This window comes from Halorhodospira neutriphila, from assembly GCF_016584055.1.
GTDB lineage: Bacteria > Pseudomonadota > Gammaproteobacteria > Nitrococcales > Halorhodospiraceae > Halorhodospira > Halorhodospira neutriphila.
Window position 1 is genome coordinate 1 of the sequence record NZ_NRSH01000018.1, and the last position, 24,947, is coordinate 24,947.

The 24,947-nt window shown below is 73.7% G+C and carries 30 protein-coding genes and 1 tRNA gene; 13 read left to right on the forward strand and 18 right to left on the reverse strand.

Annotated features, from left to right (window positions below):
• The 10 genes from CKO13_RS02920 to CKO13_RS02965 form a co-directional block, all read right to left on the reverse strand.
• Positions 1 to 1,521: PAS domain S-box protein (locus tag CKO13_RS02920; protein ID WP_200256618.1), on the reverse strand; the 1,521-nt coding region annotated here is incomplete at its 3' end.
• Positions 1,522 to 1,685: 164 nt separating this feature from the next.
• Positions 1,686 to 2,696 (reverse strand): GTP 3',8-cyclase MoaA, encoded by a 1,011-nt coding sequence (gene moaA, locus CKO13_RS02925; protein ID WP_338034566.1) that lies wholly within the window; start codon positions 2,694 to 2,696, stop codon positions 1,686 to 1,688.
• Between the two features lie 80 nt (positions 2,697 to 2,776).
• Positions 2,777 to 3,730, reverse strand: a complete 954-nt coding sequence (locus CKO13_RS02930) for an MBL fold metallo-hydrolase (RefSeq protein ID WP_200256621.1) — start codon at positions 3,728 to 3,730, stop codon at positions 2,777 to 2,779.
• A 103-nt stretch (positions 3,731 to 3,833) separates the two neighbouring features.
• Positions 3,834 to 4,289 (reverse strand): GtrA family protein, encoded by a 456-nt coding sequence (locus tag CKO13_RS02935; RefSeq protein WP_200256622.1) that lies wholly within the window; start codon positions 4,287 to 4,289, stop codon positions 3,834 to 3,836.
• A 93-nt stretch (positions 4,290 to 4,382) separates the two neighbouring features.
• Positions 4,383 to 4,979 carry an NTP transferase domain-containing protein gene (locus CKO13_RS02940; RefSeq protein WP_200256623.1) on the reverse strand — a complete coding sequence of 199 codons (597 nt, stop codon included), beginning with the start codon at positions 4,977 to 4,979 and terminating at the stop codon, positions 4,383 to 4,385.
• A gap of 19 nt (positions 4,980 to 4,998) precedes the next feature.
• A complete protein-coding gene (locus tag CKO13_RS02945; RefSeq protein ID WP_200256624.1) occupies positions 4,999 to 7,191 on the reverse strand; it encodes a xanthine dehydrogenase family protein molybdopterin-binding subunit in 2,193 nt (730 codons plus the stop codon).
• Positions 7,188 to 7,664 (reverse strand): (2Fe-2S)-binding protein, encoded by a 477-nt coding sequence (locus tag CKO13_RS02950; RefSeq protein WP_200256625.1) that lies wholly within the window; start codon positions 7,662 to 7,664, stop codon positions 7,188 to 7,190. The genes CKO13_RS02945 and CKO13_RS02950 overlap by 4 nt, the downstream gene beginning before the upstream one ends.
• A complete protein-coding gene (locus CKO13_RS02955; RefSeq protein WP_200256626.1) occupies positions 7,664 to 7,954 on the reverse strand; it encodes a sll1863 family stress response protein in 291 nt (96 codons plus the stop codon). Before CKO13_RS02955 ends, CKO13_RS02950 begins: the two co-directional genes overlap by 1 nt.
• Before the next feature lie 42 nt (positions 7,955 to 7,996).
• On the reverse strand, positions 7,997 to 8,368 hold the full coding sequence (locus tag CKO13_RS02960) for an STAS domain-containing protein (protein ID WP_242467860.1): 372 nt from the start codon (positions 8,366 to 8,368) through the stop codon (positions 7,997 to 7,999).
• A gap of 55 nt (positions 8,369 to 8,423) precedes the next feature.
• On the reverse strand, positions 8,424 to 8,630 hold the full coding sequence (locus tag CKO13_RS02965) for a hypothetical protein (protein ID WP_200256630.1): 207 nt from the start codon (positions 8,628 to 8,630) through the stop codon (positions 8,424 to 8,426).
• A 177-nt stretch (positions 8,631 to 8,807) separates the two neighbouring features.
• Between CKO13_RS02965 and dinB the strand changes: the two genes are divergently transcribed.
• Positions 8,808 to 9,881, forward strand: a complete 1,074-nt coding sequence (gene dinB / locus CKO13_RS02970) for a DNA polymerase IV (RefSeq protein WP_200256633.1) — start codon at positions 8,808 to 8,810, stop codon at positions 9,879 to 9,881.
• A 12-nt stretch (positions 9,882 to 9,893) separates the two neighbouring features.
• Here the strand turns inward: dinB and CKO13_RS02975 are convergent, their stop codons facing one another.
• Complete coding sequence (locus CKO13_RS02975; protein ID WP_200256634.1) at positions 9,894 to 10,088, reverse strand: hypothetical protein; 195 nt, start codon at positions 10,086 to 10,088, stop codon at positions 9,894 to 9,896.
• A 212-nt stretch (positions 10,089 to 10,300) separates the two neighbouring features.
• Here CKO13_RS02975 and CKO13_RS02980 point away from each other — a divergent pair, with 212 nt between their 5' ends.
• On the forward strand, positions 10,301 to 10,552 hold the full coding sequence (locus CKO13_RS02980) for a hypothetical protein (RefSeq protein WP_200256636.1): 252 nt from the start codon (positions 10,301 to 10,303) through the stop codon (positions 10,550 to 10,552).
• Between the two features lie 8 nt (positions 10,553 to 10,560).
• Here the strand turns inward: CKO13_RS02980 and CKO13_RS02985 are convergent, their stop codons facing one another.
• The 4 genes from CKO13_RS02985 to CKO13_RS03000 form a co-directional block, all read right to left on the reverse strand.
• Positions 10,561 to 11,778, reverse strand: a complete 1,218-nt coding sequence (locus CKO13_RS02985) for a DEAD/DEAH box helicase (protein WP_200256639.1) — start codon at positions 11,776 to 11,778, stop codon at positions 10,561 to 10,563.
• Between the two features lie 250 nt (positions 11,779 to 12,028).
• Positions 12,029 to 12,793: an SDR family NAD(P)-dependent oxidoreductase gene (locus tag CKO13_RS02990; RefSeq protein ID WP_200256641.1), complete on the reverse strand. Its 765-nt coding sequence runs from the start codon at positions 12,791 to 12,793 to the stop codon at positions 12,029 to 12,031.
• Positions 12,794 to 12,858: 65 nt separating this feature from the next.
• Positions 12,859 to 13,392, reverse strand: a complete 534-nt coding sequence (locus CKO13_RS02995) for a DUF2269 family protein (RefSeq protein ID WP_200256644.1) — start codon at positions 13,390 to 13,392, stop codon at positions 12,859 to 12,861.
• Between the two features lie 51 nt (positions 13,393 to 13,443).
• On the reverse strand, positions 13,444 to 14,337 hold the full coding sequence (locus tag CKO13_RS03000) for an ion transporter (protein WP_200256646.1): 894 nt from the start codon (positions 14,335 to 14,337) through the stop codon (positions 13,444 to 13,446).
• 103 nt (positions 14,338 to 14,440) lie between these two features.
• Between CKO13_RS03000 and CKO13_RS03005 the strand changes: the two genes are divergently transcribed.
• Positions 14,441 to 14,710, forward strand: coding sequence for a hypothetical protein (locus tag CKO13_RS03005; RefSeq protein WP_200256648.1), 270 nt, complete (start codon positions 14,441 to 14,443; stop codon positions 14,708 to 14,710).
• 132 nt (positions 14,711 to 14,842) lie between these two features.
• Here the strand turns inward: CKO13_RS03005 and CKO13_RS03010 are convergent, their stop codons facing one another.
• A complete protein-coding gene (locus CKO13_RS03010; RefSeq protein ID WP_200256649.1) occupies positions 14,843 to 15,085 on the reverse strand; it encodes an AbrB/MazE/SpoVT family DNA-binding domain-containing protein in 243 nt (80 codons plus the stop codon).
• Between the two features lie 294 nt (positions 15,086 to 15,379).
• On the opposite strand from CKO13_RS03010, the gene CKO13_RS03015 reads away from it, so the two are divergent.
• Positions 15,380 to 15,465 (forward strand) — tRNA-Leu (locus CKO13_RS03015).
• A 134-nt stretch (positions 15,466 to 15,599) separates the two neighbouring features.
• Positions 15,600 to 16,640: a tRNA preQ1(34) S-adenosylmethionine ribosyltransferase-isomerase QueA gene (queA, locus tag CKO13_RS03020; RefSeq protein ID WP_200256669.1), complete on the forward strand. Its 1,041-nt coding sequence runs from the start codon at positions 15,600 to 15,602 to the stop codon at positions 16,638 to 16,640.
• Between the two features lie 3 nt (positions 16,641 to 16,643).
• On the opposite strand, the gene CKO13_RS03025 is transcribed toward queA, so the two are convergent.
• Positions 16,644 to 17,159 carry a SprT family zinc-dependent metalloprotease gene (locus tag CKO13_RS03025; protein ID WP_200256650.1) on the reverse strand — a complete coding sequence of 172 codons (516 nt, stop codon included), beginning with the start codon at positions 17,157 to 17,159 and terminating at the stop codon, positions 16,644 to 16,646.
• Between the two features lie 461 nt (positions 17,160 to 17,620).
• On the opposite strand from CKO13_RS03025, the gene CKO13_RS03030 reads away from it, so the two are divergent.
• The 7 genes from CKO13_RS03030 (at position 17,621) to CKO13_RS03060 (ending at position 23,257) form a co-directional block, all read left to right on the forward strand.
• Complete coding sequence (locus CKO13_RS03030; protein WP_200256651.1) at positions 17,621 to 18,235, forward strand: YceB family lipoprotein; 615 nt, start codon at positions 17,621 to 17,623, stop codon at positions 18,233 to 18,235.
• A gap of 48 nt (positions 18,236 to 18,283) precedes the next feature.
• Positions 18,284 to 19,324: an Acg family FMN-binding oxidoreductase gene (locus CKO13_RS03035; protein ID WP_338034567.1), complete on the forward strand. Its 1,041-nt coding sequence runs from the start codon at positions 18,284 to 18,286 to the stop codon at positions 19,322 to 19,324.
• A gap of 55 nt (positions 19,325 to 19,379) precedes the next feature.
• Complete coding sequence (locus CKO13_RS03040) at positions 19,380 to 20,294, forward strand: metallophosphoesterase (RefSeq protein WP_200256652.1); 915 nt, start codon at positions 19,380 to 19,382, stop codon at positions 20,292 to 20,294.
• Positions 20,272 to 20,946, forward strand: coding sequence for a class I SAM-dependent methyltransferase (locus CKO13_RS03045; RefSeq protein ID WP_200256653.1), 675 nt, complete (start codon positions 20,272 to 20,274; stop codon positions 20,944 to 20,946). Before CKO13_RS03040 ends, CKO13_RS03045 begins: the two co-directional genes overlap by 23 nt.
• A complete protein-coding gene (locus CKO13_RS03050; protein ID WP_200256659.1) occupies positions 20,930 to 21,877 on the forward strand; it encodes an ATP-binding cassette domain-containing protein in 948 nt (315 codons plus the stop codon). Before CKO13_RS03045 ends, CKO13_RS03050 begins: the two co-directional genes overlap by 17 nt.
• On the forward strand, positions 21,874 to 22,638 hold the full coding sequence (locus CKO13_RS03055) for an ABC transporter permease (protein WP_200256661.1): 765 nt from the start codon (positions 21,874 to 21,876) through the stop codon (positions 22,636 to 22,638). The genes CKO13_RS03050 and CKO13_RS03055 overlap by 4 nt, the downstream gene beginning before the upstream one ends.
• A gap of 67 nt (positions 22,639 to 22,705) precedes the next feature.
• On the forward strand, positions 22,706 to 23,257 hold the full coding sequence (locus CKO13_RS03060; RefSeq protein WP_207132063.1) for an LOG family protein: 552 nt from the start codon (positions 22,706 to 22,708) through the stop codon (positions 23,255 to 23,257).
• A gap of 7 nt (positions 23,258 to 23,264) precedes the next feature.
• Here the strand turns inward: CKO13_RS03060 and CKO13_RS03065 are convergent, their stop codons facing one another.
• Complete coding sequence (locus CKO13_RS03065; protein ID WP_200256663.1) at positions 23,265 to 24,341, reverse strand: alpha/beta fold hydrolase; 1,077 nt, start codon at positions 24,339 to 24,341, stop codon at positions 23,265 to 23,267.
• Between the two features lie 115 nt (positions 24,342 to 24,456).
• On the opposite strand from CKO13_RS03065, the gene CKO13_RS03070 reads away from it, so the two are divergent.
• Positions 24,457 to 24,947, forward strand: a 491-nt coding sequence (locus CKO13_RS03070; protein ID WP_200256665.1) for a carbonic anhydrase, incomplete at its 3' end; no start/stop codon positions are given.

Here is a 24,947-nt window from a genome sequence, read left to right on the forward strand (position 1 = left end):
ATCGCGGGGGTGCGGCGCTGGCGCGGCCTCCGCCTCGGGGGCGGCGGGTAGATCAAGGGTGAAGGTGAAGGTCGAGCCGGCGCCGGGCTCGCTCTCGAGCCCGATCTCGCCGCCGAGCAGCCCGACGAGCTCGCGGGCGATGGCCAGGCCCAGGCCGCTGCCCTGCTGCCGGTCGCTGCGCCCGGCGCGGTCGAAGGCCTCGAAGATCCGCTCCCGCGCCTGCGCCGGGATGCCGGGGCCGGTATCGCGCACGGCGGCCCGGGCACGGCCGGGGCCGTCGTCGGCCTCGAGGGCGACGTGCACGGAGCCCGCCTCGGTGTACTGCACGGCGTTGCTGACGAGGTTGAGCAGGACCTGGGCGAGGCGGTTCGGGTCGGTGTAGGCGTGGCGTGGCAGCGCTGGGTCGACGCGCCAGTCGAGCTCCAAGTCCTTCTCCGCGGCCTGGGTCCGCAGCAGCTCGAGCTGCTCGTCGAGGAAGGGGCGCAGCTCGAAGGCCTCGCGGTGGAGCTCGAGCTTGCCCGCCTGCAGCCGGGAGAGCTCGAGCAGGGTGTCGACGAGCCCGAGCAGCCGCTCGCCGGCCGCCTGGCAGAGGCGCAGGTAGCGGCGCTGCTCGGCGTCGAGCGAGGAGCCGCTGAGCAGCTCGGTGAAGCCCATCAGGGCGTTGAGCGGGGTGCGCAGGTCGTGGCTGACGGCGTTGAGGAAGTCGGTCTTGGTGTGCAGGGCCTCCTCGAGCTGGTGCTGGAGGGTCTTGTAGTCGGTGACGTCGCGGGCGGTGCCGGCCCGGCGCTCGGCCCGGCCGTGCTCATCGAAGACCGGGTAGGCCTGGGAGTGGATCCAGCGCACCTCGCCGTCGGGGCGGATGATGCGGTAGGCCTCGTTGAAGGGGGCGTTATCGGCTTGCGCTTGCGCCATTGAGCGCTCGATGGTGGGGCGATCCTCGGGGTGGATCGCCTCGAGGAAGTCCTTGGGCCGCTCGTAGAGCGCCTCGATGCTCCGGCCCCAGATCCGCTCATAGGCGGGGTTGACGTAGAGGATCTCGTCGTGTGTGCGCAGCCAGAAGACCTCGTTGATGTTCTCGGCCATCTGCCGGAAGCGCCGCTCGCTCTCGCGCAGGGCCCGCTCGGTCTCCCGGCGCTCGGTGATGTCCTGGAAGGAGACCACGGCGCCGCTGACCGCGCCGTGCCCGTCGTGCAGGGGCGAGGCGTAGAGCAGGGCGGGGAAGCGGGTGCCGTCGCGGCGCCAGAGCCAGTCCTCCCACGCCTCGAGGGGCTGGCCGCAGCGCAGGGCCTGGCAGCTCGGGCACTCCGCGTAGGGGTAGGGGGAGCCGTCGGGCTTGGCGTAGTGGACGACGGAGTGGGCGTGGCGGCCGAGCAGCTCCTGCTCGCTGGCGTAGCCGAGCAGCCTCAACCCCGCCGGGTTGATGAAGGTGAAGCGGCCCTCGCTGTCGAGCCCGCAGACGCCCTCGGCGAGGGCCTCGAGGAGGTGGCGCTGCAGGTCCTGGGAGCCCGGCTCTCCGGCCATGGGGGTGGCGGCCTCTTGTTGACCTGGGGCAGGCACCGCCCGGCGTGGAGCGTGGGCAGTCCCGGCCCCGAGCTGTAGGTACGCGTATTCGCGGCTGTACTCTAAAGCGGATCGGCCGGGCGTAGAAGGGCGCCGGGCCTAACTGCCACAGCGTGGGCCCTGGCTCAGCCGCCCACGAGGCTCATGGGGTGGATCGGGGCCGGCGCCGCGGCCGGCGCGGAGAAGTCGTGGCGCGGCGGCTTGCGGGCGACCGCCGTGCGGATCGCCGCGTGGAGGGCCTCGGTGTCGCCGGGGGCGCCGCGCAGCACGGCGCGCAGGTCCACGGCCTCGGCGTGGCCGAGGCACGGCAGCAGGGCCCCGGCGGCGGTCAGCCGCAGCCGGTTGCAGGCGGCGCAGAAGCCCTCGCTGCGCGGGGCGATGAGGCCGATCCGGGTCCCGCTGCCGCGGATCCGGTAGTAGCGCGAGGGCCCGCCGGTCCCCTCCGCCGTCGGCGCGAGGGGGTAGGCGGCCGCGATCGCTCGCCGGACCGCCTCGGCGGAGGGGGCGCCCCCGGCCTCGCGGCCGGCGGGGCCGAGGGGCATCGGCTCGATGAAGCTGATATCGAGATCCCGGGCGGCGGCGTAGTCGACGAGGGCGAGGAGCTCGCCGCGGCGCTGGGCGTCGGCGACGGCGTTGAGCTTGAGGCGCTCGAAGCCGGCGCCGCGGGCCGCCTCGACCCCCTCGAGGACGCGCTCGAGGCGGCCGTTGCCGGTGATGCGCCGAAAGCGCGCCGGGTCGAGGCTGTCGAGGCTGATATTCACCCGCTGCACGCCGGCGGCGCGCAGCGCCTCGGCGTAGCGGGGGAGCTCGGTGCCGTTGGTGGTCAGGGCCAGCTCGTCGAGCCCGGGCAGGGCGCCGAGCCGCCCCAGGAGCCCGAGCACCCCCCGGCGGAGCAGCGGCTCGCCGCCGGTGACGCGGATCTTGCGGATGCCGAGCGCGACGCAGGCGCGCGCCGCGGTCTCGAGCTCCTCGCGGGAGAGGAGCTCGGCGCGGGGCAGGAAGCGCGTGGCCTCGTCGATGCAGTAGCGGCAGCGCAGGTTGCAGCGGTCCGTGACCGACAGGCGCAGGTAGGTGATCGCCCGGCCGAAGGGGTCGATCGGGGCAGCGGTCGTCGGCATCGGCTTGAGATCCGTCAAGCAGCCTCTCCCGAGCCCCGATTGTGGCCCGTCTCGCCGGCGTACGCCAGGGCCCGGCGCCCGCCGGCCTGCCCGGGCCCTCAGCCGCCGAGGTGGAGGGCGGTGCCGACCATGTTGAGCACGAAGGCCTCGGGCAGGGCGCGCTCGATGGCCTGCTGCGCGTTGCGCCCCGTGCAGTGGGCGGGGACGACGATCCGCGGGCCGATCTCCCGCAGGGCCTCCACGGTGGGGCGGATCTGGGTGGCCTCGTCCATGCCGGTGAGGTGGAAGCCGCCGATGACCGCGTGGACCGGCTCCTCGCCGGCGACCGCCTGGGCGTGGCGGATGGTGTTGACGATCCCGGAGTGGGCGCAGCCGGAGATGACCACCAGCCCGCGGCCGGCGAGCCGGATCACCAGCCCCGTGTCGTCCTCGAAGGCGTCGACGTGCTCGGTGCCGTCGGCCGCCTCGTAGCACATCGTCCCGCTCGGCTGCTCGAAGTCGGTGACCCGCGGGATCTCGCCGAGGAAGGCGGCCTGGCCGTCGAGCAGCGGGTAGGGCTCGCGGGTCTCGACGGGGCTCACCCCGGCCTCGGCGAGCTGCTGCTCGAGGAACTGCGGCAGGGGGGCGCGCTGGCCGTCGGCGCGCTTGGTAAAGCGCGGGCCGCGGTAGACGGCCGGGTGGAGGACGAGCTCGGCCGTCGGCGCGAGGCGCCCCATCATGTCGGCGAGCCCGCCGGTGTGGTCGAAGTGGCCGTGGGAGAGCGCCGCCGCCTCGACCCGGCTGAGGTCGACGCCGAGGGCCTCGGCGTTGCGGCGGGCCCCCTCCGCCGAGTAGCCGAAGTCGAAGAGCAGGCTGCGGCGCTGCCCGCCGCGCTCCAGGGTGACGAGCAGGGAGAAGCCGTGCTCGGCGCACAGCGAGCGCTCCAGGGAGAAGCCGGGGCGGCTGCGGGCCCGCTGGACGACGTCGCTGTCGTCGCGGGCGACGATGTCGATGTAGTTGTCCTGGAGGGTGAGGATCTCGACGCGGTCGACGGGGGCCAGTCCCAGGGTCATCTTCGCCTCCTGCTTGCCGGTTCGGGTCCCGGGCAATTTAGCAACATTATGCAGAATAGTGAAATGATGGGCGCTCCGGGCCGCTGGCGGGGCCGTGCCGCGCTCACGCCTCCTGGTCGAAGACCATCCGGCTGGAGAGGAAGAAGTTGAAGCACATCCCCGCCACGCCGCCGAGCCAGATGCCGAGCAGCGAGAGCCACAGGTCGAGCCCCTGGCCCTGCACGACGGCCCGGCCGGCGAGCAGGGTCAGGGCGAAGACCCCGTAGTTGAGGGCGCCGCCGAGGCCGTGGATGCCGTAGAAGCGCATCAGGTCCGCGGCGGTGCTGCGGTCGCTCGTGCGTGTGCGGAAGGTGAAGTAGCGGTTGAGGAAGTAGCCGGCGGTGATGGCCGCCGTGTACGAGAAGACCCGGGAGAGCAGCAGGTCCACGCCGCCCGCCTCGTGGAGGGCGAGCAGCCCGCCGGCGTCGATCAGCGAGATGGCGGTGGCGACCCCGGCGAAGCGCAGGAACATCGCCACGGGGCCGCTGGAGTGGATGACGTGCTGCAGGCCTTGGCGCATCTTCTATGCCGTCCGGCGCCCTCGGTGGTCGGGCCAAGAGGATCATGCTCGGCGAAGCGGGCGGCAAGCGCAAGGCCGCCTTGCGTGGCGCTCCTAGGAGAACGGGGCGGGGCGGCGCCAGGGGGCGCTCAGGTCGCTGGACTTGTCGACGTCCCGCAGCACGCCGGGGTCATCGACGGGGATCGCCGCCAGCTGATCGCGGTGGGCAGCGATGACACGCCGTCCGCCGGGCTCGCCGTCCAGGGTCCGCAGCTCCGCGCCCAGCGCGGCGGCGAAGCCCACCGGGTGGCCCTCGCGGCCCCGGTAGTGGGGCCGGGCGAGCAGCGCCCCGCCCTGCAGCGCCTCGGCGACCGCCGCCGTCGTCGCCGGGGCGATCCACGGCATGTCCGCCAGGGCGATGAGCCACCCCTCGGCGCGCCCGGCGGCGGCGATCCCGGCGGCGAGGCTGGTGCCGAGGCTGCGCCTGCGCTCCGGCGCCGCTACCACCTGCACGCCCGTCTCCTGGAGCAGGCGGGCCAGCCCGGTATCGCCGGGGCGGGTCACCGCCAGGCAGCGGTCGATCCCGCCGGCCAGGAGGTTGACGGCGGCGGCGGCAGCGACGGGGGTGCCGTCGGGCAGGGGGGCGAGGAGCTTCGCGCCGGCGCCGAAGCGCCGCCCGTCGCCCGCCGCGAGCAGGATCCCGGCGATCACGGCGTGTAGGCGCTCCCTCCTAGGCCGGCTGGAGCCCGGCCCGGGCCAGGGGGAGCCGGCGCACGGGCTCGCCGGTGGCGGCCCGGACGGCGTTGGCGAGCGCCGGGGCGATCGGCGGGGTGCCCGGCTCGCCGATGCCGCCGGGGTCCTCACCGCTGTCGACGATGTGCACCCGGACCTGCGGCATCTGGTGGATGCGCAGCGTGGTGTAGTCGTCGAAGTTGCCCTGCTCGATGCGGCCGCGCTCGACGGTGATGGCCTCGCCGAGGGCGGCGGAGAGGCCGTAGGCCACGCCGCTCTCCATCTGCTCGGCGACGATCTCCGGGTTGACGGCGGTGCCGCAGTCGATGGCCACGTCCACCCGGTGGACGCGGACCTCGCGCCCCGCGGTGACCGAGACCTCGGCCACCTCGGCGCAGTAGCTGCCGAAGGAGTAGACGACGGCGATCCCCCGGGCCCGCCCCGCCGGCAGGGGCTGGCCCCAGCCGGCCTCAGAGGCGGCGCGCTCGAGCACGCCGTGGTGGCGGTCGCCCTCGGGGATCAGCCGCCGGCGCAGCTCGTAGGGGTCCTCGCCGGCGGCGGCCGCCACCTCGTCGAGGAAGGCCTCGCGGATGAAGCCGTTCTGGGAGTTGCCCACCGAGCGCCACCACCACAGCGGCACCGGGGTGTTGGCCATGGTGTACGCGACGCGGGTGTGGGGCACCCGGTAGGGGATCTCGGCGGCGCCCTCCACCGAGGAGGAGTCGAGCCGCTGATCGGCGGGGATCATGCCGTTCTGGCTCATGATCGAGGGCCCGACGATGTGGTGGCGCCAGGCGCGGATCCCGCCGTCCTCGCCGATGGCCGCGCTGAGCCGGTTGTAGGTGGCGGGGCGGTAGTGGTCGTGCCGGGTGGTGTCCTCGCGGGTCCAGACGACCTGGACCGGGGCGCCGGCGGCCTTGGCGCAGGCCACGGCCTCGGCGACGAAGTCGGTATGGGAGCGCCGCCCGAAGCCGCCGCCGAGGAAGGTGGTGTAGACGCGCACCTGCGCCTCGGGCAGGCCGCTGACCTCGGCGGCCACGCGCTGGGTGGCGGCCTGGTTCTGGGTCGGCGCCCACACCTCGCAGAGCCCGTCCTGGATGCGGGCGGTGCAGTTCATGGGCTCCATGCAGGCGTGGGCGAGGAAGGGGACCTCGTACTCCGCCTCGACGCGCCGCTCCGCCTGCCCCAGGGCCGCCTCGGCGTCGCCCTCGCTGTGGGCGGTGGCCGCCTCGCCGCCCTCGGCGGCCTCGCGGAAGCGCTCGGCGATCCCGGCCGAGGAGAGCTCGGCGTGCTCGCCGTAGTCCCACTCGACGGCCAGCGCCTCGCGCCCCTTCTGGGCCGGCCAGAAGCCCTCGGCGATGACGGCGACACCGCTGTCGATCTCGGCGATCTGCCGCACGCCGGGGACGCGCTGCGCCTGGCGGGCGTCGAAGGAGCGGACCTGCCCGCCGAGGACGGGGCAGCGCGCCACCTGCGCCGTGAGCAGCCCCTCGAGCTGGACGTCGAGGCCGAAGCGGGCGGTGCCGTCGGCCTTGGCCGGGGCGTCGAGCCGGTCCTGCGGCGTGCCGATCAGCCGGAAGTCGCGGCGCTCCTTGAGGAGGACGGCCTCGGGTACCGGCTGCTCGGCGGCGGCCGCTGCCAGCTCGCCGTAGGTGGCGGAGCGGCCGCTCTCGGCGTGGTGCACCGCCTGCTCGCGGGCCTCGCACGCCGCCGCCTCGACGCCCCAGCGCCCGGCGGCAGCGGCCACCAGCATCTCGCGGGCCGCGGCGCCGGCCTCGCGCAGGGGGCGCCAGGCCCCGCGCACCGCGGTGGAGCCGCCGGTGGCCTGGCGGCCGAGGATGGGGTTCGCGTAGGCCGGGTCGGCCGGCGCGAACTCGGTGGCGATGCGCCCCCAGTCCGCCTCGAGCTCCTCGGCGACGAGCATGGGCAGGGCCGTCATGACCCCCTGGCCCATCTCCGAGCGGTCCACGATCACCGTGACCTGGTCGTCGGCCGTGATCCGGATCCAGGCGTTGGGGGCGAAGGCGGCGTCGTCCGCCCCGGTGCGCTGCTCGCCGGCCTCGGCGGCCGCGGCGCCCCCGCCGACGGGCAGGCGCAGCCCGATCAGCAGGCCGCCGCCGGCGAGGGCGCCGGCCTTGAGGAAGCCGCGCCGGCTGATGCGGATCGCCCCGTCGCTGCGCTCCTCGCTCATGCCTCGGACTCCTGTACCTGCGCGGCGGCGCGGTGGATGGCGCGGCGGATGCGCTGGTAGGTGCCGCAGCGGCAGAGGTTGCCGCCCATGGCGGCGTCGATCGCGGCGTCGTCGGGCGCCGGCGTGCGGGCGAGCAGGGCGGCGGCGCTCATGATCTGGCCCGGCTGGCAGAAGCCGCACTGCGGGACGTTCTCGGCGATCCACGCCTCCTGCAGCGGGTGCCGGCCCCCCTGGCCGTCGCCGAGCCCCTCGATGGTGGTGACCGCCCGCCCGTCGGCCTGGCCGGCGGGCACGCTGCAGGCGCGCACGGCCTCGCCGTCGAGGTGCACCGTGCAGGCGCCGCACTCGCTGATGCCGCAGCCGTACTTGGTGCCGGTCAGGCCGAGGTGGTCGCGCAGCACCCACAGCAGCGGCGTATCGGCGGCGACCTCGGCCTCGCGGCGCTCGCCGTTGACGGTCAGCGCGACCCGCATTACTGCCGGAACCGGTTGATCGCGTCGCGGAACGCCCGGTTCATGCTCTCCCAGGCCGACTCCACGCCCTCGCGCATGCGCTCCCAGGCGTCCTCGCTGGCCTCCTGCATCTCGCGCAGCTGCTCCTTGCCCTGCTCGTGCTGGCGCTTGAGCTCGTCGATCTGCTCCTGGTAGCGGGCCTTCGCCTCCTCGCCGGCCTCCTCGGCCCGGGCCTGGAGCTTGTCGATCTCGGCCTGCCACTCGTCGAGCTGGGCCTTGAGCTTCTCGATGTAGTGCTCGCGCTCACTCATGGCGGTCGCCTCCCGGATGGCGGTCTTGGGGGTTGATGCACCTCACCCCCAGTGTAGTTGTCGGTGGCGGGGCTGAAATACCTCATCCAGGAGAGCGGAAGGGGGCGAGTCCTCGATACGGAAAAGGTGCTGGAACTTGGTAATCTGGAGGACCTTTCGCACGCCGTAAGAGCAGTGGCGGAGGATGACCTCACCGCCCCGCTGGCTGGCACTTTTGCGTAGCATCAGGAGCATGTCGAGTCCCGAGGTGTCGAGGTAGGTCGCTTCGCGCAGGTCTACGACCACGAACCGCCAAGGCGCCCCTTCTTCCTCCTCACATGCTCGCTGGAGCTCCTCGTGCAGGCCGAGATCGAGGCGCCCCCGGACGTTCAGCACGAGGCGATCACCTCCGTCTTCATGGCTCACGTGGACCATCACCACACCTCCCTCCTTGGCTGAGACACCCCATTGGTTTGCACCAGCAAGGTGCCTAGCCGAGCCACATGCCGAGAAGCGCGCTCGAGGAGCCGCCGATGGCGGCCATTACCGTGCTCAGCCCGCCGGCGACGAGCGTGGCCTTGGCCCACTCCCGGGGGCTGCCGGCGAGCTCCGGGCTGCGCCGGTGGAGGGCGAGCCAGGCGGCGCCGGCGACCAGGGTGGCGGCGCTGAGCAGGGATGCGGTGATAAGCTCGATCATGGTAGGCATCCTCCTTGTGCAGTGCGTGAGGGTGAATGGGGCCACGGCGGGGCTTACAGCGTCCTCTCGGCGGTATGACCCCTCGGTTAAAAGGGTAGATGCATTCTCCGTGCCAGCAAGTGCGGCGCGGTGGCACCCCAGCCGCCGAGTGGAGGAGGGGGCGCTGGGGGCAGCGGCATGACGCGCAAGGTCATCCACATCGACATGGACGCCTTCTTCGCCGCGGTGGAGCAGCGCGACGATCCGGCGCTGCGCGGCCGCCCGGTGGTGGTGGGCGGCTCGCCCCAGGGGCGGGGCGTGGTCGCTGCGGCGAGTTACGAGGCCCGGGCCTTTGGCATCCGCTCGGCGATGCCCGCGGCCCGGGCGCAGCGGCTCTGCCCGGAGGCGGTTTTCCTGCGTCCGCGCTTCGGCGACTACCGCGCCGTGACCGCCCGGCTCCACGCCATCTTCGCCGACTACGCCACGGCCATCGAGCCGCTCTCGCTCGACGAGGCCTACCTCGAGGTCACGGGGGTGCAGCGCTGCGCCGGCTCGGCGACGCGCATGGCCGAGGCGATCCGCGCCCGCATCCGCGAGGAGACGGGGCTGACCGCCTCCGCCGGGGTCTCCTATAACAAGCTGCTCGCCAAGCTGGCCTCGGACGAGGACAAGCCCGACGGGCTCTGCGTCGTCCCTCCCGAGCAGGGCGCGGCCTTCATCGCCCGGCAGCCGGTGGCCCGCCTCCACGGCGTCGGCCCGGCCACCGCCGAGCGGATGGCGGCGCTCGGCATCCGCACCGTCGCCGACCTGCGCGCCTGGGGGCTCGCCGACCTCCACCAGCGCTTCGGCAGCCGCGCGGCCACGCTCTACGACGCCGCCCGGGGGGTCGACCACCGCCCCGTCCAGCCGCGGCGCCAGCGCAAGTCCATCGGCGCCGAGCGCACCTACGCCGAGGACACCGCGGACCTGGCGGTCATCCACGAGCGGCTCGAGCCGCTGATCCAGGAGGTGGCGGCCCGCCTGGCCCGGCACGGGCTGGCGGCGCGGACGGCGACGCTGAAGCTGCGCTACGCCGACTTCCAGGCGATCACCCGGCAGGTCTCGCCGGCCTATCCGGTGGCCGCCGCCGAGGAGATCGCCGCGCTGATGCCGGCGCTGCTCGCCGAGACCGAGGCGGGGCGGCGGCCGGTGCGGCTGCTCGGGGTGAGCGTCTCCGGGCTGCAGCCGCGTACGGCCCAGGGGGATCTCTTCGCCGAGGTGGTGCCAGGGTGAGCGTCGCTGGCCTCAGCGCGCGCCGGCGCCGCCTTTCGAGCGGCCTGCGCTCTCCGCCAGCCAGGAGGTCAGCACCGCCGCGGCGTGCTGCGGATCCTGCAGGGCCAGCTCCCGGAGCTCGCGGATCTTCCGGTCCTGGGCGCTGCGGCTGCCGCATGAGGTGAGCCGGGCCTCGAGGGGCTCCTCCTTGGAGCTTGCGCGTGCCATAGGGCCTCCGCCTCTCGGGAAGTGCCGCCCCCCATTGGACCGCTCCAGGCGCGTGAGGGCAACGGTGGCGGGGTGCGGGGCCGTGGGCGCCGTTGCCGCGAGCCGGCGTTGGTGGCGCCGCTTCGCGTGAGCGAAGATGTTGCCGTGGAGCAAGGGAGCGGGGAAGGCCGGCGAGCGGATGGCTACGGGCGGCTCGGTAGGGAGGGGACGCCGTGAGCGAGGTGATTGCAGCGGCCATTGTTAGCCTGGCTATCGCCGTGGGCGCCACCCTGTGGGGGTGGCGCCGCTACTGGCGACGCCGGGGCCGTGGGCAGCCGCGGCGCGACGCCTTGTCGGCGGCCTGCTACGGCGATGAGATGCAGGCCGAGCGGCTCGAGGCCCTGGAGCAGAAGCGGGCGGGCGGCGCGCTCAGCCGCCGCGAGGCGCGGCGCCGGGCGGCTGAGCGGCTGCAGCGGGATCGGTGACCGCTGCCTCAGGCGCGGCGCCCGGAGCGGGCGCCGCTGCTGCGCCGGGAGGTATCGCGGCGCGGGCCGGCCGAGCGCTGGGGCGCCGGCTCGAAGCCCTCGGCCACGTGGGCCGGGATGTCGCGCTGGACGAGCCGCTGGATCGCCCGGAACTGCCCACGCTCCTCGCCGGCGACCAGCGACAACGCTGTGCCCGCATCCCCGGCGCGGCCGGTGCGGCCGATGCGGTGGATGTAGTCCTCCGGGTTGTTGGGCAGGTCGTAGTTGACGACGTACGGCAGCCCGGCGATGTCGAGCCCGCGCGCGGCGACGTCGGTGGCCACCAGCGCCCGGACCGAGCGCCGCTTGAAGGCGGCGAGCGCCTTGCCGCGCTGGCCCTGGCTCTTGTCGCCGTGGATCGCCTGGGAGCGGATGCCGTCGCGCTCCAGCTGCTCGGCGAGCCGGTCCGCGCCGCGCTTCGTGCGGGTGAAGACCAGCACCTGGCCCCAGTCGCCGTTGTCGATCAGGTGGCTCAGCAGGGCGCGCTTGCGCCCCGCGTCGACGTAGTAGGCCCCCTGGGTGACCGCCTCCGCGGCGCTGTTGGCGCCGCCCGCCTCGATGACGGTGGGCGCCTCGAGGAACTGCCGGGCCAGCTTGCCCACGGCGCCCGAGAAGGTGGCCGAGAAGAGCAGGGTCTGCCGGTAGGTCGGCACGGTGCGCAGGATCCGCTCGATGGCCGGCTTGAAGCCCATATCCAGCATCCGGTCGGCCTCATCGAGGACCAGGAGCTCGAGGTCGCGCAGATCCAGGTTGCCGCGGTCCAGGTGGTCGATCAGGCGCCCCGGCGTGGCGACGACGATGTCGACGCCCCGGCGCAGCGCGGCCGTCTGCTTGCCCATCGGGGCGCCGCCGTAGATCTCGGTGGCGCGCAGGGGCAGGTGCCGGCCGTAGGTGTGGACGCTCTCCGCGACCTGGGCGGCGAGCTCGCGGGTCGGGGCCAGGACCAGCGCCCGGATCCGCCGCTGACCGTTGCTGCCGCTACTGCCGTTTCGCAGCCGCTGGAGGAGGGGGAGCGTAAACGCCGCCGTCTTGCCGGTGCCGGTCTGGGCGCTGGCCATCACGTCGCCGCCGCCGAGGACGGCGGGGATGGCCTGGGACTGGACCGGGGTGGCGGTCGCGTAGCCTTGCTCCTGGACGGCGCGCAGCAGCTCGGTGTCGAGGCCGAGCTCGGTAAAGGGTGCGGTCATGGGATCTCCTGCTGGGTACAGCGCCAAGGCGCCGGCGGTAGCGCCGGGATGGGGAGGCATCGGGGAAAGGCCTTGGCGGGGCGATCCACGACCGGTTCGAGGCCACCGGGCCGCGATCATTGGAGCGCCGGACGGTCACCTGGGCGCCGGAGCGCCGCTACAAACTGGGCGTACCTTAGCACACCGTGCCCGCCGCGGGTACTCCGTTATCCGCTCCTGATTCGGCGCCGGCCGCGGATCGCGCCCCGGATCACTGCGCGGTCATGCCGCCGTCGACCAGGTAGTTGGCGCCGGTAACGCCGGAGGCGGCATCGGAGAGGAGGAATGCGGCGACGCTCGCCACCTCCTCGTTACGGACGTAGCGCTCCAGGGGGATGCGGGCCGTGAAGCCCTGCTGGACCTCCTCGCCGTGGCCCGGGCTGATCTGGTCCTCGATGGAGCGCATCATGCGGTTATCCACCGGCCCGGGATTGACGCAGTTGACGCGGATGCCCTCGGGGCCGAGCTCGGCGGCGGCGGTGCGCATCAGCCCCATCACGGCGTGCTTGCTGGCCACGTAGGGGCTCAGGCTCGCTATACCGCGTACCCCGGCCACGCTCGAGGTGATCAGGATGCTCCCGCCGCCGGCACGCCGTAGGGCAGGCAGCGCGGCCTGGAGCCCGTAGCGGACGCCGTGGACGTTGACCGCGAAGACCTGCTCCCAGACCCGATCGTCGGCGTCCTCCAGGGGGCCGGTTCGCCCCTCGATCCCGGCGTTCAGGTACACGCCGTGGACGGCGCCGAAGCGCTCCTCCGTCGCCTGGATCACGGCCTGGTTGTCGGCCCGGCTCGAGACGTCCGCTGCCATGGCGGCAGTCTCTCCGCCGAGCTCCTCGGCCAGCCCTTGGACCCCTTCCGCTTCCCGATCCGTTAGCATCAAGCGGGCGCCCTGGGCGTGCAGGAGCCGGGCGGTTGCCGCTCCAATCCCGCCTGCTGCCCCGGTGATCACGATCACCTTGCCGTTGGCCTCGCTCATGGCCGCCTCCGCGGGTTGTGGTTGCCGGCCCCGTCGTAAAGCGGGGGCTCCCCCTTCAGCGTAGGTCAGGAGCGCCGGGAGGTGGTCTGCGCGGGGGCCCCGCGCGCCGCCCGCTGAGGGCCGAGCCAGCGCTCCGCGCGGGGGCGCCAGACGCCGAGCACGACGTTCGCGATGCACACGAGCAGGATGATCCACAGGATCAGGGCCTCGTTGTGCACGTACTGCGGGATCCGGTCGACGGGGATCTCGCCGTCGGCGGCGGCCCGTGTGGCCTCGGCCGTGCGGATCGCCGTGCCGTGCACGTGGATCAGGATGCTGCCGAACACGCTGAGGCTCAGGATGGCCTTGAGCCAGACCCAGCCCGCGTTACGGAAGGGCCGGTAGAACGCCATGCTCAGCAGCCCGGAGAGGAAGACCACCGCCAGCGAGGGCAGGAGGATCCAGCCGCTGACCTCCGCGATGGCGCTGCGGATCACGGCGTGCTCCTGGATCGCCTCCGGGCCGGGGGCCATGCCCAGGAGCACGAGGTGTACGGCGACCGCCCCGGTCAGGCCGATCGAGCCGAGGGTGTGCAGGATCTTGAGTGTCTTTCGGAGCATCGTCTAACCCTCGGCTGTCCGCGTGCACCTGCCGCCGGAGCGGGAGGCGTATTAGGGAGGATCTTTACGGCCGCCATGGCCCGCCCCGTCGCCCTGGGCGAGCCGCTGCTCGAGGCGGTCGATCTTGGCGTGCAGCTGCTCGATGTGCTGCACCAGCGCCTCGCGCTCATCATGCGCCTTTTGCTCGGAGGCGGCCTCGCGGGTGGCGCTCTCGTCGGCATGCATCTGCTGCATGCTATCCACGATGATGCCGATGAACAGGTTCAGGACGGTGAAGGCCGAGGCCAGGATGAAGGTAATGAAGTATAGCCAGGCCCCAGTGTACTCCGCCATCACGGGCCGGGCGATGGCCTCGGACCAGCTCTCCAGGGTCATGATCTGGAAGAGCGTATACATGCTCGTCCCGATGCTGCCGAACCACTGGGGGAAGGCCTCACCGTAGAGCTCCGTGCCCATGACGGCGAAGATGTAGAAAACCATCAGTAACAGCATCCCCACCCAGCCGATGCCGGGCAGGGCCCGCATCAGCGACTCCACCACCATGCGGAGCTGGGGGACGTAGCTGAACAGCCGCAGCAGGCGCAGGATACGTAGCGCCCGAAGTACCGAGTAGGCGCCGCCATTGGGCACCAGGGAGATGCCGACAACCACGAAGTCGAGCCACCCCCAGGCGCTGCGGAAGAAGTCCCGCCCCCAGGCGATGATCCGCAGCGTCACCTCGACGACGAAGAAGGCGAGGATGAGCTGGTTGGCCAGCGGGATCAGCCCCCGGCTCCAGGCGACGATCTCCTCCGAGGTAGCGAGGCCCAGGGTGGCGCCGTTGAGCGTAATGACGGCGATTACCGTGTTCTGGAACCAGGCGGCGCTGACCAGGGCCTGCAGGCGCCCGCGCCAGCTGTCGGGGAAGCGGGAGGTCTCCCCCTGAGCCTCGTTTACAGACGGCATGCCAACGCCTTCCGCGCGCTCCAAGGATCGCCTAGAGTATCCATGAAACCATTATTATGGGAACAGGGTAATAAAGACGACGCTGGAGCTGCCGGACGATCTGATGCGCGACATCCGCGTGCGTGCCGCGCAGTCGGATCGCCGGCTCAAGGACGTGGTCGAGGAGCTGCTGCGCCGCGGGCTTGCGGCGCCGGCCGAGCCGCCCGCGAGCGACCCGCTCCACGCCTGGCTCGAGCGGCTCGAGCGCCACGCCGACGGCAGTGTCACCAATCCCGACGGCATCGAGGACGAGGCTTTCTTCCAGGCCCTGGAAGCGATTCGCGAGGCCGATCGCGCGAGCCCGCCCCGCGATCCGTTCGCTGGGCAGGCCTGATGTACCTGCACTCTCGTTACGCGCAACACCCGCCACTTCGAGGCGGTGCCCAGCCTCGCGCTCGAGGACTGGTTCACCGCGCCCTGAGGCCCCCATGGTCCAGACATCCGGCCCGGTCCAGGGATCACGTTATCAGAGCTCGACCGGATCGTTAGGCGGTAGCCCAGCTTTCACGTCGGGGAAGGATTCGTCGAGATCCTCCAGGCGGTCCAAGACCGCGAGCAGCCCCTTCCGCTGCCGGACAGGCTCGAGGATGAGGTAGTCCCCTTCACGTCGGAGCACGGCCTCATCGCAATCCAGCTCGAATCCCCGCGGGATCCGGATGGCCTGATTCCGCCCGTTGCGGAATACCTGGACAGTGCGCTCCTCTTCCACGGCTCCTCCTTTGGAGTCAGCATATGTCATATGCATAGAGGCCTATCCCCGCGGGTGCGGGGGACCCCTCGATCGCGGCGCCCAGGTCGCGCTTGCTCGGGCCTATCCCCGCGGGCGCGGGGGAACCACCGTCCACCGCGAGCACACGGAGACGGACTACGGCCTATCCCCGCCAGCGCGGGGGAACCCCCTATAGAGTAACTACTTGTTAAAGATCGCAAAACCGAGACGGCTTGAGTTTGTTCCCCCCGGCTGGCCGCAGCGGGCACGCGTGGTAGAATCTTTACCTCATAAGCCGGGATGGCGGAACGGGTAGACGCGCTCGACTCAAAATCGAGTGGCCATCGGCCATGTGGGTTCGAATCCCACTCCCGGCACCAACTACCGATGGTAAACAGCCTCTTAGACCCCTCAAGGGAGCCCGCCCAAGCCTTGTGATCGGCACGTCGCTCCGCTTAGATTGACGCGCCACCGCGGCGCGCAGGGCGCAGCGGGGCAGCAGCAGGGGGCGACGGTGACCACCGAGTGGCGACGCAGCGACTTCCACTACGAGCTGCCGGAGCGGCTGATTGCCCATCGGCCGCCGGCGCAGCGCACGGCCAGCCGTATGCTGGTCCTGGACCGGGGCAGCGGGGCGCTGGCGGACCGCCGCTTCGCCGACCTGCCCGCCTACCTCGAGGCCGGCGACCTCCTGGTGCTCAACGACACCCGGGTCATCCCCGCCCGGCTGGAGGCGGCCAAGCCCACCGGCGGGCGGGTGGAGGTGCTCATCGAGCGGGTGGAGGACCCGGAGGCCGGCGTGCTGCTCTGCCACCTGGGCGCCAACCGCGCACCGCGGGTCGGGGCGGCGATCGAGCTGCCCGAGGGCGTCGGCGCCGAGGTGGCCGGCCGCGAGGGGCGATTCTTCCGGCTGCGCCTCCACGGGCTGGGTGAGCACCTCTGGGCGTACCTCGAGCGCGTCGGCCACGTGCCGCTGCCGCCGTACATCCGCCGCGCGGACGATGCCGAGGACCGGGAGCGCTACCAGACCGTCTTCGCCCAGCGGCCGGGGGCGGTGGCGGCGCCGACTGCCGGGCTGCACTTCGACGAGGCGATGCTCGAGGATCTGCGCGGCCGGGGCGTGGAGACGGCCCGCGTGACCCTCCACGTCGGGGCGGGCACCTTCGCCCCCGTCGAGCACGAGGACCTGAGCGCCCACGCCATGCACGCCGAGCGCCTGGAGGTCGGCGCCGAGACGGTGGCCGCCGTCCGCGCTGCGCGCGAGCGCGGCGGCCGGGTGGTGGCGGTGGGGACGACGGTGGTGCGCGCCCTGGAGAGCGCCGCGGCGGACGGGGCGCTGGCCCCCTTCAGCGGCGAGACGCAGCTGTTCATCACGCCGGGCTACCGCTTCCGGGCCGTCGACGCCCTGCTGACCAACTTCCACCTGCCCGAGTCGACCCTGCTGATGCTCGTCAGCGCCTTCGGCGGCTACGAGGCGGTGATGGCCGCCTACCGCCACGCCGTGGCGCAGGAGTACCGCTTCTTCAGCTACGGCGACGCGATGCTGCTGATCTGAGGCTCACTCCTCGGCCCGGACCAGCTCCCCGCGGCAGCGGTTGCAGTAGTAGCGCTGGGTGCCGCGCCGGATGCGGTTGTGCCGGGTGGTGCTCAGGGCGTGCTCGCCGCAGGCGCAGCGGTAGCGCCAGCGCCGCTGCACGCCGGGCAGGCCGGTGACGTCGAGGCCGTGGGTGCGCTGCGCGGGCAGCCCCATCTCGGCCATGAGCGCGCGCCAGTGGCGGTCGTGGCCGCGGCTGCCGTGGAGGTGGAAGGCGGCGAGGTGGGCGAGCTCGTGGACGACCGTCTCCGGCAGGAGGGTGCGGTAGCCGTCCTCGCGGGCGAGCAGGGGGCGGTTGAAGGCCACCACCCAGCGCTGGAGGTCGGCCCGCCCGGCGCTCGAGCCGCGCGCCAGCCACTCCACGCCCGGCACCGGCCGCCGGCCGAGGGCGGGGTGGGCGGCGACGAGGGCCCACCACCAGTCGCCGACGGCGGCCTCCACGGTGCGCATGCGCCGCTGCACCCGCTCCTCGCCGCTCATCCCTGCGCCTCCGTCGCCTCGGCTGCCCCCTCGCCCGCCGGGGCGCGGCCCCAGCCCCGCCTCCAGCGGGCGCACCCAGCGGTGGACCTGTTCGGCCGTGCCGTCGTCGCTCTCCAAGGAGCCCCTTATGCTATCACTCGAGGGGGTAAGATGCGGTTCCTGATGCTCAGAGAGATCCGAACGAGCGGTGGGAGCCCCCTGCTTAATCCAGCGTTCTACGCAGGGGTAATCTGGCGCTGCATTCGGCGGGGAACCGCCGCCCCGGCGGGGGCGCTCCACGGACGGAGCCCCTCTCGGCCGGGCGAGAGGCGGCAGGGAGGCCGATGCCGCGGTGCCCTGCCCGAATGCAGGCTCGCCCGGGCGCCGGAGAGGGACCTCCGGCGCCCGCGGGCCGCCTTCCTTGTCCATCCCTCGGCCCCCCTCTATGCTTTTCCTTTTAGGCACCGAGTAGGACGATCCGCATGGGCGAAGCCAAGCGCTTCAGCGTCCCCCGAGGGCGTGAGAGGGGCCGTATCCGGCGGGCTGCGGCGTGGGCGGCTGTGCCGATGCTGCTGCTCGCCGGCTGCGCGAGCCTGATGGAGTACCCCGTGGCGGGGCAGGAGGAGGTGCAGGCGTACCTCGACGAGCGCCTCGGCCCGCTGCAGGAGCTCCACCTCGACAGCCCCGTGGCCGCCTTCGACTTCTCCCTCCGGGCGGCCGATGTGACCCTGGGGCCGGAGCAGGCGCCGGATCGCGTGCAGCTGGATCTCGCCGGGCAGGCCGAGCTCGCGCTGCCCCTGGGCGGGCGGGAGTCCGCGGCGATGCAGCTGCGGCTGCGCGGGCTGCCGGACTACGACCGCGAGGCGGGGGCGGTCTACGTCCGCGAGCTCGAGCTGGTCGGCGGCGAGATCGACTCGCGCTGGTTCCAGGGGCCGGTGACGCCGCTGGCGCGGCCCCTGGTCGCCGCCGTCGGCCGCTACCTCGAGGAGAATCCCGTCTACGAGTTCGCCGAGGGCAGCGCCACCGGGCAGCTGCTCTCCCGGGTGCCCGCCGGCGTGCAGGTGGAGCCGGGGCGGCTGGTGCTGAAGCCGGAGTGACGCCGGCAGCGCGCCGGGCCACTGCCTTAGCCGGGGGCCGAGCGAGTGGTGGACGCTTATGAGGCAGCGCTCCAGCGCGTCTGGCGGCCAGTGCAGGCGGCCCGGGGGGCGGACCGCGCGGCGCTCCTGAGGGAGCTCGTCCGCTGCGCCGCCCTGGCCCCGTCGGGCCACAACACCCAGTGCTGGCGGTTCCGCCTCGAGGCGCACGGCCTCGCCATCCTGCCCGACTGGTCCCGGCGGACGCCGGTGGTGGACCCCGATGACCACCACCTCTACGTCTCGCTCGGCTGCGCCGCGGAGAACCTCTGCCAAGCGGCGCGGGCCCTCGGCTGGGCGGCGAGCGCCGAGCCCGTGCCCGAGGGGCAGGGGGGCGCCATCCGCATCCTCCTCGAGCCGGCCGAGCCGGCGGTATCGGCGCTGTCCCGGGCGATCCCCCACCGCCAGTGCACGCGCGCGGTGTACGATGGGCGCGCCCTGGCCGTCGCGGAGCTGCGCCGGCTCGAGGGCGCTGCCGGCGGCGGGCTCTCCCTGGTGACGGGGCGTGGGGACGTGGAGCGGACGCTCGAGTGCATAGTCGACGCGGGCGGGCGGCAGATCCGGGACCCGGCCTTCGTCGCCGAGCTCGAGCGCTGGATCCGGTTCAGCGACCGCGAGGCCGTGCGCACGGGGGACGGCCTCGCCGCCCGGGCGGTGGGGAGCCCGCCGGTGCCGCGCTGGCTGGGCAGGCGGCTCTTCCGGGCGTTGCTGCGGCCGGGGCCGGAGGGGGAGAAGTACGCGCGCTGGGTGCGCAGCTCGGCGGGCTTGGCGGTTTTCTGCTCCGCGGGGGACGATTGGGCCTCGTGGGTGGAGGCGGGCCGGCGATACCAGCGCTTCGCCCTTCAGGCGACGGCCATGGGGATCCGCACCGCCTTCTTGAATCAGCCCGTGGAGGCGCCCGAGGTGCGCCCGGAGCTGGCCGCGGCCCTCGGCCTGGGGGGCGTGAGCCCCGACCTGGTCGTGCGCTTCGGCCGGGGGCCGCGGATGCCGCGCTCCCTGCGGCGGCCCGTCGAGGCCGTGCTGATGCCGGCGGGGGAGGGCCCCGCCGTCTAGGTCAGGCGGCCCGCGCTGAGGGCCGCGCCCTTGAGGAAGGAGGAAGTCGCTCACCATGCCGTACACGCCGGAGCGGATCCGGATTGCGCACCACGGCCCCAACCCTGCGGGGCGGGACTTTGTCGTCGGCGATCTCCACGGCTGCCGGGCCGCCCTGGAGGCGCTGCTCGAGCGCGCCGCCTTCGACCCCGGGCGCGACCGGCTCTTCAGCGTCGGCGACCTCGTCGACCGCGGGCCGGACTCGGAGGGCTGCCTGGCGCTGCTCGAGGAGCCCTGGTTCTTCCCCGTGCTCGGCAACCACGACCTCTTCCCGCTGGTGGTCCTCGACGCCTCCGCGGAGCCGCCGCACTGGCCCGAGGGGCTGGAGGCCGCCGGCGGCCTGGAGCCGATCTACCGGCTCTGGATGGACAACGGCGGCGAGTGGGCCCTGCCGCACCTCGGCGCCGACGGGCCGTCGCCGGCGCTGCGGGACTACGCCCGCCGCCTCGCCCAGGTGCCCCACGTGCGCCTCGTCGGCACGGGGGCGGAGCGCTTCCGGGTGGTCCACGCCGAGCTGCTCGACGTCCACACCGGCGCGCCGCTGAGCGACGCCGAGACGGAGCGGCTCGACGGCGCCTCGATCCCGGCCTGGTGCGAGCCGCGGGGCGTCTTCGCGCTGCCGCTGCTCTGGAGCCGGGCGCTGGCGCGCGGCGGCGAGGCGCTGCCGGCGGCGCCGGCGGACGGGGCGGTGACCTTCTGCGGCCACACGCCGACCGAGCGCGTCCGCTGCCGGGCGGGCCACGTCGACCTCGATACCGGCGCCTGCTTCGGCGGCCACCTGAGCCTCGCCGAGCCGGCGGCCGGGCGGCTGCTCAGCGTCGCCGTCTCGCCGGAGCGCGGCGCGGCGGCGGGTGCGGTGACCCGGCACGAGCTGCCACACCCCCTCTACCCACCGGACAGGAGCGACCATGGAGCGAATCCCCGAGCCTGAGCTGATGGACGGCGCCGAGCAGGCCCTCGCCTACGCCCAGGCGGACTTCGAGGAGCCCAACAGCCGCTTCGTCGAGACCTTCGTCGAGCGCTTCGGCGAGCCCGAGGGGACGATGCTCGACCTCGGCTGCGGCCCCGCGGACATCCCGCTGCGCTTCGCCCGCCGCGCCCCGGGGCTTACGGTCACGGCCATGGACGGCGCCGCGGAGATGATCTCCCTCGGCGCCCGGGCGCTCTCCCGGGAGCCGGAGCTCGCCGGCCGGGTGCAGCTCGTCTGCAGCACCCTGCAGCGCCTCGAGCTGCCCGCGGCGAGCTACGATGCGGTGGTCAGCAACAGCCTGCTCCACCACCTCGCCGAGCCCGGCCCCTTCTGGCAGGCGGTGCGCCGCTACGCCCGCCCGGGGGCGGCGGTGCTGGTCATGGACCTCTCCCGGCCGGAGAGCGCGGTGGCGGCGCAGTCGATCGTCGATACCTACGCCGCCGAGGAGCCGGCGATCCTCCGCGAGGACTTCTACAACTCCCTGTGCGCCGCCTTCACGCCCGAGGAGGTGCGTGCCCAGCTCGAGGCGGCGGGGCTCGGCGCGCTGGCGGTGGAGGCGGCGAGCGACCGGCACTGGATCGTCAGCGGTAGGCTCCATGGCGTGGGCGGTTGAGGCGCAGGGGCTGACCAAGCGCTACGGCGAGACGGTGGCCCTCGACGGCGTCGACCTGCACGTCGCCGCCGGCCGCGTCGTCGGCCTGCTCGGCCCCAACGGCGCGGGCAAGACCACCACGGTGCGCATCCTCGCCAGCCTCATCCGGCCCGACGCCGGCCGGGCGGCGGTGGCCGGCTTCGACCTGGCGCGGGAGCCGCAGCGCGTGCGCGAGGTCATCGGCCTGACGGGGCAGTACGCCTCCGTCGACGAGAAGCTCACCGGCCGCGAGAACCTGCTCCTCGTCGCCCGGCTGCTCGGCCTCCCGCGGCGCCGGGCGCGGGAGCGGGCGGCGCAGCTGCTCGCCGACTTCCACCTCGAGGCGGCCGCCGACCGGGCGGCGAAGACCTACTCCGGCGGCATGCGCCGGCGCCTCGACCTCGCCGTGAGCCTCGTCGGCCGGCCGCGGATCCTCTTCCTCGACGAGCCCACCACCGGGCTCGACCCGCGGGCCCGGCGCGAGCTCTGGGAGCGGGTGCGCGCCCTGGTGGCCGCCGGGACCACGGTGCTGCTGACCACGCAGTACCTGGAGGAGGCCGACGCCCTGGCCGACGAGATCGCGGTCATGGACGGCGGCCGGATCATCGACAGCGGCACCCCCGAGGCGCTCAAGGCCCGGGTCGGCGGCCGGAGCCTGGTGGTCACGGTCCGCGAGGCCGAGGACCTGCAGCGGGCGGCCGCCGAGGTGGCGGCGGTCGTCGGCGCCGAGCCGACGGCCGAGGGGCAGCGGCTCAGCGCCCGGGTCCCGGACCCGGAGGCGCTGCCCGCCGTCCTCCGCCGGCTCGACGCCGCCGGCATCGCCGTCGACGACCTGGCCCTGCGCGGCGCCAGCCTCGACGACGTCTTCCTGAGCCTGACCGGGCGCGCCGCGGCGCGCGAGGAGGCACCGTGAGGGCGCTGCAGCAGACGCTGACCCTGGCCTGGCGCAGCCTCGTGCAGGTCCGCCACAACCCGTGGGAGCTCGGCGACTACAGCATCCAGCCGATCCTCTTCCTGGTCCTCTTCCTCTACGTCTTCGGCGGGGCCATCTCGGGGACGCCGGACGACTACCTGAGCTACATGCTCCCCGGCGTCATCGTCATGAACCTGGTCTTCGTGACGGTCTACGTCGGCCACGGCCTCAACACCGACCTGACCAAGGGGATCTTCGACCGCTTCCGGGCCCTGCCGATCCCCCGCTGGGCGCCCCTGGCGGGGCGGATTGTCGCCGACCTGGCCAAGCAGTCGCTGTGCATCCTCCTGCTGCTCGGCGTCGGCTACCTCCTCGGCTTCCGGCCGGATTCGTCTATCCTGGCAGTCGTGGCCATGGTGGCGTTGCTGCTGCTCTTCGCGCTGTCGGCGTCGTGGATCATGGTCCTCGTGGGGGTGGTGGCGCGCGACCCGGAGCACGTCCAGCTCTTCGGCTTTACGGCGCTGTTCCCGGTGACCTTTGTCAGCAATGCCTTCGTCCCCGTGGCGACGATGCCCGGCTGGCTCCAGGGCGTGGTCCAGGCCAATCCGGTCTCCGTGCTCACGGACGCCGTGCGGGGGCTGCTCCTCGGCGGCCCGGTGGCGGCGCCGGTGCTCGGCTCCCTCGCCTGGGCCGTGGCGCTGACGGCGCTCTTCGCGCCGCTGTCGGTGTGGGCGCTGAACCGGCGCCTGGCGCGCGGCTGACGCCGCCGCCCCCCGGGCGGCGGCCCGTCGCCTTGAGGCTTGGTAATCACGGAGGTGAGTCAAGGAGATGAGCCGGATCAACCGGATTTGTGTCTACTGCGGCTCGAGCGCGGGGCAGCGCCCGGCGTATCGGCAGGCGGCGGAGCGCTTCGGCGAGGCGCTGGCCGCCGAGGGGATCGGCCTGGTCTACGGCGGCGGCGGCAACGGCATGATGGGGGCGCTCGCCGCCTCGGTCACGGCGGCCGGCGGCGAGGTCAACGGCATCATCCCGCGCTACCTCGTCGCCCGCGAGAAGGCGGACGAGGGCGCGCCGGGGCTGCACGTGGTCGGCTCCATGCACGAGCGCAAGGCGCTCATGGCCGAGATGGCCGACGCCTTCGTGGCGCTGCCCGGGGGCCTGGGCACGGTGGAGGAGCTCTTCGAGGTGCTGACCTGGTCGCAGCTCGGGATGCACGGCAAGCCCTGCGGCGCGCTCAACGTCTGCGGCTACTTCGACTGGCTCGGCGCGTTCATCGAGCGCGGGATCGCCGAGGGCTTCATCCGCGAGCAGGACCGCGAGCTCCTGGCCCTGGACACGGCGCCGGAGCGGCTCATCGAGCGGCTGCGCGGCCGCTGCTAGGCCCCGCTCAGGGGTGCTGCGCCTGCAGCCACTCGAGCAGCTGCGGCCAGACCCGCTCGTGGGCCCGCGGGCCCACGAGCACCCCGAGGTGCTGGATCGAGACCCCCGGCTCCTCCTCCTGCCGGACGAGGCGGTACGCGCCGTGGCCGGCCCGCTCCAGCGCCGGGGCGATGGCCTCGGGCGGGGCGATATCGCAGCCGGCGCTGGCGGTGGCGATGACCGGGGCCTGGAGGTCGCCGGGGCCGAGGGCGCGGCCGGCGATGCGCAGCTCGCCGCTCATGAACCCGTCGCTGCGGTAGAGCCGCTCGACGATCTCGTTGAACAGCCGCCCCGGCAGGGCGCGCTCGTCCAGCGCCCAGCGCTCGACGAGCAGGTGCAGGCGCATCTGCTCGGGGTGGGCGAGGCTGGCCAGCCAGTCGGCGCCGCGCGAGAGGACGAAGCTCTGCGGCGACGCCGAGGCGCTGATGTAGTTGAGCAGGGAGCCGGCGATCGGGGCGTCGTCGCTCATCAGGGGGCGCAAGGAGGGCATGAGGGCCACCAGCCGCCCGAAGGCGCCCGCCGCCGGGCCGTAGCACAGCGGCGCGGCGAGCAGGGTCAGCGCCCGGACGCGCTCGGGGTAGCGGGCGCTGAACAGGGCGGCCAGGGTGCCACCGAGCGAGTGCCCGGTCACCGCGATCCGCTCGGCGCCCGTCTCCGCGCGGACGGTCTCGGCCGCGGCGCCGAGCATCCCCGCCGCGTAGTCGTCGAGCCCGAGCCGGCAGTGCTCGGGCGTCTCCTCGATAGGCGGCCAGGAGAGCAGGTAGACGCGGTAGCCCGCCTCGAGGTAGCGGCGGACGACGCTCGCCGCCGGCAGCAGGTCCCAGATGTCCGCCGTCTTGAAGGGGGCCGGCACCAGGAGCACGGGCGGGGCGTCCCTGCGCGGCGGGGCGAAGCGGCGCAGCTCGGCGGGGCTGCCGGTGGCCACGCGCTCGTAGGGGGTCCGCTGGGGGGCGAGGCCGAGGGTGTCGCAGAGGAGCGCGGCCCGGCGGCGTTGCTCGTCGAGCTGGCGGAAGGCAAGCTGCAGGCTGGTCGGGGCCGCTAGCATGGCAGTCTCCTTGCGCCGCCCCTCAAGGAGGGGAAAAGAACTGTGACCCGGCTGCCACCACTATAGCGACTCAGCCCCGGGCGACCACGCCACCGAGAGGAGGAGGGCGATTGCCATGATCTCTCCCAGTGAGGCCCTCGAGCGCCTGCGCGCCGGCAACGCGCGCTTCGCCGCCGATACCCCGGGCGCGCGGGCGGACGCCCGGCGGCGCGCCGAGCTGACCGCCGGGCAGGCCCCCTTCGCCGCGGTGCTCGGCTGCGCCGACTCGCGCGTGCCCGTCGAGGCGGTCTTCGACCAGGGGCTCGGCGAGCTCTTCACCGTGCGGATCGCCGGTAACGTGGCCCCATCGAGCGTGCTCGGGAGCCTGGAGTTCGCCGTCGACGAGCTCGGGGTGCCGCTGATCGTGGTCCTCGGGCACACCGACTGCGGCGCGGTGAAGGCCACCCTGGCGTCGCTGCGCGACGGTACCGAGCCGCCGACGCCGGGCCTCCACGCCGTCGTCGGCCAGCTCGCCCCGGCGCTCGAGGCGCTGCCGGAGGCCGGGGCGGCCGGCGGCGAGGCGGCCCTGGCCCGGCGCGCCGAGCGCGCCAACGTCACCGCCGTGGC

Excerpts from the sequence above, each read along its gene's own strand:
- CKO13_RS02930 (WP_200256621.1), bottom strand. The coding sequence starts at position 3,730 with ATGACCCTGGGACTGGCCCCCGTCGACCGCGTCGAGATCCTCACCCTC.
- CKO13_RS02935 (WP_200256622.1), bottom strand. The coding sequence starts at position 4,289 with ATGCGCCAAGGCCTGCAGCACGTCATCCACTCCAGCGGCCCCGTGGCG.
- CKO13_RS02945 (WP_200256624.1), bottom strand. The coding sequence starts at position 7,191 with ATGAGCGAGGAGCGCAGCGACGGGGCGATCCGCATCAGCCGGCGCGGC.
- CKO13_RS02950 (WP_200256625.1), bottom strand. The coding sequence starts at position 7,664 with ATGCGGGTCGCGCTGACCGTCAACGGCGAGCGCCGCGAGGCCGAGGTC.
- CKO13_RS02955 (WP_200256626.1), bottom strand. The coding sequence starts at position 7,954 with ATGAGTGAGCGCGAGCACTACATCGAGAAGCTCAAGGCCCAGCTCGAC.
- CKO13_RS02960 (WP_242467860.1), bottom strand. The coding sequence starts at position 8,368 with ATGGTCCACGTGAGCCATGAAGACGGAGGTGATCGCCTCGTGCTGAAC.
- CKO13_RS02965 (WP_200256630.1), bottom strand. The coding sequence starts at position 8,630 with ATGATCGAGCTTATCACCGCATCCCTGCTCAGCGCCGCCACCCTGGTC.
- dinB (WP_200256633.1), top strand. The coding sequence starts at position 8,808 with ATGACGCGCAAGGTCATCCACATCGACATGGACGCCTTCTTCGCCGCG.
- CKO13_RS02975 (WP_200256634.1), bottom strand. The coding sequence starts at position 10,088 with ATGGCACGCGCAAGCTCCAAGGAGGAGCCCCTCGAGGCCCGGCTCACC.
- CKO13_RS02985 (WP_200256639.1), bottom strand. The coding sequence starts at position 11,778 with ATGACCGCACCCTTTACCGAGCTCGGCCTCGACACCGAGCTGCTGCGC.
- CKO13_RS02990 (WP_200256641.1), bottom strand. The coding sequence starts at position 12,793 with ATGAGCGAGGCCAACGGCAAGGTGATCGTGATCACCGGGGCAGCAGGC.
- CKO13_RS02995 (WP_200256644.1), bottom strand. The coding sequence starts at position 13,392 with ATGCTCCGAAAGACACTCAAGATCCTGCACACCCTCGGCTCGATCGGC.
- CKO13_RS03000 (WP_200256646.1), bottom strand. The coding sequence starts at position 14,337 with ATGCCGTCTGTAAACGAGGCTCAGGGGGAGACCTCCCGCTTCCCCGAC.
- CKO13_RS03005 (WP_200256648.1), top strand. The coding sequence starts at position 14,441 with ATGCGCGACATCCGCGTGCGTGCCGCGCAGTCGGATCGCCGGCTCAAG.
- CKO13_RS03025 (WP_200256650.1), bottom strand. The coding sequence starts at position 17,159 with ATGAGCGGCGAGGAGCGGGTGCAGCGGCGCATGCGCACCGTGGAGGCC.
- CKO13_RS03030 (WP_200256651.1), top strand. The coding sequence starts at position 17,621 with ATGGGCGAAGCCAAGCGCTTCAGCGTCCCCCGAGGGCGTGAGAGGGGC.
- CKO13_RS03040 (WP_200256652.1), top strand. The coding sequence starts at position 19,380 with ATGCCGTACACGCCGGAGCGGATCCGGATTGCGCACCACGGCCCCAAC.
- CKO13_RS03045 (WP_200256653.1), top strand. The coding sequence starts at position 20,272 with ATGGAGCGAATCCCCGAGCCTGAGCTGATGGACGGCGCCGAGCAGGCC.
- CKO13_RS03050 (WP_200256659.1), top strand. The coding sequence starts at position 20,930 with ATGGCGTGGGCGGTTGAGGCGCAGGGGCTGACCAAGCGCTACGGCGAG.
- CKO13_RS03060 (WP_207132063.1), top strand. The coding sequence starts at position 22,706 with ATGAGCCGGATCAACCGGATTTGTGTCTACTGCGGCTCGAGCGCGGGG.
- CKO13_RS03065 (WP_200256663.1), bottom strand. The coding sequence starts at position 24,341 with ATGCTAGCGGCCCCGACCAGCCTGCAGCTTGCCTTCCGCCAGCTCGAC.